General features: G+C 58.6%; 3 protein-coding genes. 1 reads left to right on the forward strand and 2 read right to left on the reverse strand.

Annotated features, from left to right (window positions below; all coding sequences use genetic code 11):
- Positions 1-78: 78 nt before the first annotated feature.
- Positions 79-1,182, reverse strand: a complete 1,104-nt coding sequence (dndB, locus tag AC2VOU_RS18995) for a DNA sulfur modification protein DndB (protein WP_486958751.1) — start codon at positions 1,180-1,182, stop codon at positions 79-81.
- Between the two features lie 146 nt (positions 1,183-1,328).
- Between dndB and dndA the strand changes: the two genes are divergently transcribed.
- Entirely contained in the window at positions 1,329-2,543 is a 1,215-nt protein-coding gene (dndA, locus tag AC2VOU_RS19000; protein WP_486958749.1) for a cysteine desulfurase DndA, read from the forward strand.
- Between the two features lie 113 nt (positions 2,544-2,656).
- Here dndA and AC2VOU_RS19005 read toward each other — a convergent pair whose 3' ends face one another.
- Positions 2,657-4,210 (reverse strand): hypothetical protein, encoded by a 1,554-nt coding sequence (locus tag AC2VOU_RS19005; protein WP_486958750.1) that lies wholly within the window; start codon positions 4,208-4,210, stop codon positions 2,657-2,659.
- Between the last annotated feature and the right edge of the window lie 224 nt (positions 4,211-4,434).

The raw sequence follows: 4,434 nt of genomic DNA on the forward strand, positions 1-4,434 counted from the left end.
CAACGTCCTGTGGGCCATGCTGCGCGACCACCAGGCCTATCAACCCACCACACCTAACGCCGCGGCGGCTTGACAACTTCATTGAGAATCTCCTTTAGTGAAGCTATCCTCAGCCCGCTGTTCGTCAGGCGGAAGCGACATGCCCAACGCTGATCGGACGTATGCGGTCGTTAGTTCGACGTTGGTGCGGCTTTTAGTGACTTTCCCGGCAGTGGTTGCGCGACCTTCCCATATCTCGGCATTGTTGCGATGCCAATCAATACTGCGGAGCTTCTTGAGGTACTTCTCCCACATTGACGCGTCCGTAGTCTGGCGCAGCAGCGTGTTGCCAACCCTGCCGAATGCATGCAACGCGATGCTGTGGGTATGTATGAAGTCCTGACGCACCTCGCCGGCCGTGATCTCGCCGCGGTAAACCTGCTGCCATGCCGGGAATTGATCGGCGACGACACGCCAGAACTGCGCCGCTAGGTCGACACGCTCAGTGAGCGAATCCGGCTGCACCTCATCGAGTAACGCACCGGTGGCGGTGTGCAGCGCCGACAAGGTGAAGAGCTTGCGCGATCGCGGCGCAAGGTTGCTCGTCTCCATCTCGGTGAGATCGCGCAAAAGGGGGCTTTGTGCGACGACCAGACGCGAAATCGCGGCCATGGGGTCCCGGTGGTCGTAGAGCACTCCGATGGACTTTGCAGGGCGGATCGCGTAGCGGTTCAGGTCGGCGAACATCTGCTGACACCGCTCCAAGCCGGCGTCGATGAACATAACCATAGCGATGGTCTCGTCACCGAGCGCAGGGTTCTCGACCAATGCTTGCTGGATCGCGGCGCGGCGATGCTGCCCATCGTTGATGATGAAAGAAGCAGACATCGGGATGGTGAGTGTCCCTAAGCGCTCCCCAGGACTGCCGTCACCAGCCAGCGGGGTAAAGCGAACTTCGGCATTTACCGACGCAGTCAGCGCGGAGAAGACATAACCGTGAGGATTCTCCACGATGTAGCGCGAAATCTCGGGTACGCGCGCCTTGTTGAGAAGCCGTTGAGCGCGCATCTCCGGCGGCAGCTCCTCCTCATTAAAGAGGAAGATGCGAGGGATGAGCCGCAACGGACACATCGTGACGTAGTACTCTCGCCCCGCCTGCACACCCCGTATCGCGGGAAAGACGTACTCAAACTCACTCGCCATACCGCCCGACGACGAGCCCCCACGCGTGTCAGTAGTCGGCTTCACACCCACACCCCCGGACCCTACGGTGTATGGACTCATAGGTCCATACAACACGCCAATCTTTTTCCAAACTGTTGTCCATACCAAGGACTATGCTGCTGACCATGACCGTAACGACCACCACCGACAACAAAGTCGTCAGTGCTGCTCACAGCGGGCTGGCACGACCGGTGTACCTCGACTTCAACGCCACCACACCCGTCGACCCGCGTGTGGCTGACGAGGTGCTCGCATATATGTCATACGAGTTTGGCAATGCCGGGAGCCGCACGCACAGCTACGGGCAGGCCGCGAAGGATCGCGTCAAGCGCGCTCGCGAGCAGGTGGCTGCGGTGGTGGCGGCAAAGCCCGACGAAATCATATTCACAAGCGGGGCGACCGAGAGCGACAACCTGGCTATCCTCGGCCTTGCAGCTCACGGCGATGCCAGTGGCAAGCGTCACGTCATCTCGACACAGATCGAACACAAGGCGGTGCTAGAACCACTGGAAGTGCTGCAGAACAGAGGCTTTGAGGTTGAGCTACTACCACCAACTGCAGGCGGCTGGGTTGCCGCCGACAAAGTCTCCTCAGCTGTCCGGCCCGACACCCTGCTCGTATCCGTGATGGGAGTCAACAACGAGACCGGTGTCATCCAGCCAATCGACGAGATCGCCAATGCGCTCAGAGGCCACGACTCGTTCTTTCACGTCGACGCCGCGCAGGCCTACGGCAAACTCATCCAGTTGCTGCGCGAGCCACGCATCGATCTGCTCGCCCTGTCCGGCCACAAGATTGGCGGCCCCAAGGGTATCGGCGCATTAGTTTCGCGAACACGCAGATTCAGGCGACCCCCGCTTGCACCGCTCATGTTTGGCGGCGGACAGGAGCGAGGGCTGCGGCCAGGCACTCTTCCAGTAGCACTAATCGCCGGCCTCGGGACTGCCGCACAGTTGGCACTGGACGAATCCTCGAGCCGGACGCGCGCCTGCCAGGCGACGAAAGACGAACTTCTGTCGGCGCTCAAACCTCTCGGGATCGAGATTAACGGTGACCCTGCACGGACAGTCCCCAGCACTCTCAACTTTTCAGTGCCGGGGGTCGATTCGGAAGCAGCGATCGTCGCCCTCAAGGACGTCGTCGCCGTTTCGAATGGCTCAGCATGCACATCCCAGAGCTACGAGCCCAGCCACGTGCTTACCGCAGCGGGACTTGCACGCGATCGCATCGCAGGCGCGCTTCGGCTTTCCTGGGGTGCCAACACCAAGTACATCCCCTACATGGAGATCGTTAGCCGTCTTGCCGCCTTAGCTGGTAAAGCGCCCACCAAGCCTTGCTGAGCGTGGCGACAACCTAATGCGGGCGCCCGTGGGCATCCGCGTGGCAGACACCGACAACATGGACGGCGCGCGACAGCTGACGGCTGGCCTCGATAGAGTCGGCAATCCCATCGTTACGACCCGATGATTGGCGGGAGCACATCCGGCCACGGCTCCGTGAAAGCCGTTAGCTTGCCGTCCGCAACAAGCTCTTCCACCAACCCCTTCAATGACACCACGGCTAGCTCCCGCTGCCGCAAAGTGTAGCTCGGGCTTGGTTGCCAGATGTGCGTCTGGCCGCAGAATTCGCGTGTCGACTCATCGGCGTCACTCGACGTCCATCCCGCGTCGGTCACATCCTCCTCGTCGAAGTCATAGCAAACGAGCAGATCGATCGTGTTAGCCTGTTTCTGTTTAATGTTCTCGTCGAACTCGCGAAGGACTGTCGCACCCGCATCCTTAAACTCGCCGATTCCGTAACGAAAGTGTGTATTTTTAGCACCTTTTTTAGCACCTCCGCGCAGCTCTGCGTAGCCCGTTTCGACCAACCTCCGCTGAACTTCGGCATCAAGCTCATCACACGTTTCTTGCAGGAATGTGAAGTCGTATGCATGCGCCAGACCACACTCAAGAAGGAAAATTCTTCCAAATTCTCCGCGGGAAAGCAATTCTGCAAACATCAGCATAACTCGGGCTTCGCCAGAATTCTTGCCTGCCCAAATATAGGTGCATTGAGACAACGGTTTTTGGTGTCGAAGGTCTGAGCGGATACGTTCGATATGCTCGATTAACCATTTGGCAGATGCCAAGGTCTGCGGTTGCGGCTCCGCCTTACCGACCAACTTCTTTCGAACGTCCTCATAGGCTTTCTCATGATCCGCAGCCACTTTTGGCAATGACTTTCGCTGGTCAACGACCTCGCGACGCCCAAGGGTGGGTGACTGGTTCTCTTGCAGGACTATTCCGCGGAAGGCAGCTGCCGTGGACTTTGGTTCACGAGCGCGATATTCGGTTCTCATTCCGCCGGAAACGGCTACCTGGAAACCTCGCGGGATCTCAGCAACGAAGGTCCCCTGGTCGCCAACGAGACCCGGAAGCGCTTCCGCTTCGTTAAGGTCGTTCTCAAGCTCCTTGACGATGTCAGCCGGCTGTATTTCGGCAGCGGAGAGGAAATACTGCCCTCCACGGCGTCGTCGATAGAGCGTGTGAACAGACCGGCGACCCGGCATTCCACTGTTTACGAATGCTTTGAAGTCGAGTGATGGAGAACTCGGAAGGTCTGAAAGCTCCAAGTACCGGTACTCGACGGTCTCCTCGACGGGTTCGGTGGAGTCATGGGTCCATCGAACTGTGCAATCGAGATCGCCCTTGCGCGCGCCGTGAAAAGCGGGGTGAGCGAGATAATCATTAACCTGCCCGATAGGCGTATATATGCGCAGTAGATTGACGAGCCGTTTTATCGTTGGGTTTTTGAGGGTGTTGCCGAGAATGTTGTTCTCATTGGGGTCACTCAGCCTCACTCGAACGGAAGTCCCGTGCTTTCCTTGTGCCGCAAGAGTACTGTCCGCCCCTACGACATCAGTAAATGCGATTGGTTTGATGTTTGGTTCCCGTAGCTCGCCGCGAGCAAACGATGCAAATCTTTCGAAAGCGAACGCTTGCTCATCTTCACCTCGCCGCGACGCCACCTGGATGTCATCACTGAGTCCAAGTACCGCAGTTAGACCCCACCCGTGAGCACCTCTGACGCCGTGGCGTCTGGGCATCGTCGGTCGTTGACGTTTGTCGCTTGACTGTAGGCGAAATGCTTTCATGACTGTTGGCGGCCACGGCAAACTGCCCAGTGGCGGCCATATAAGTGCCCGGTGGCGGTCATGAAAACTGCCCGCTGACGGTCACGAGATCTGCCCAG

Source organism: Mycobacterium sp. TH-M25 (assembly GCF_057473665.1).

Excerpts from the sequence above, each read along its gene's own strand:
- dndB (WP_486958751.1), bottom strand. The coding sequence starts at position 1,182 with ATGGCGAGTGAGTTTGAGTACGTCTTTCCCGCGATACGGGGTGTGCAG.
- dndA (WP_486958749.1), top strand. The coding sequence starts at position 1,329 with ATGACCGTAACGACCACCACCGACAACAAAGTCGTCAGTGCTGCTCAC.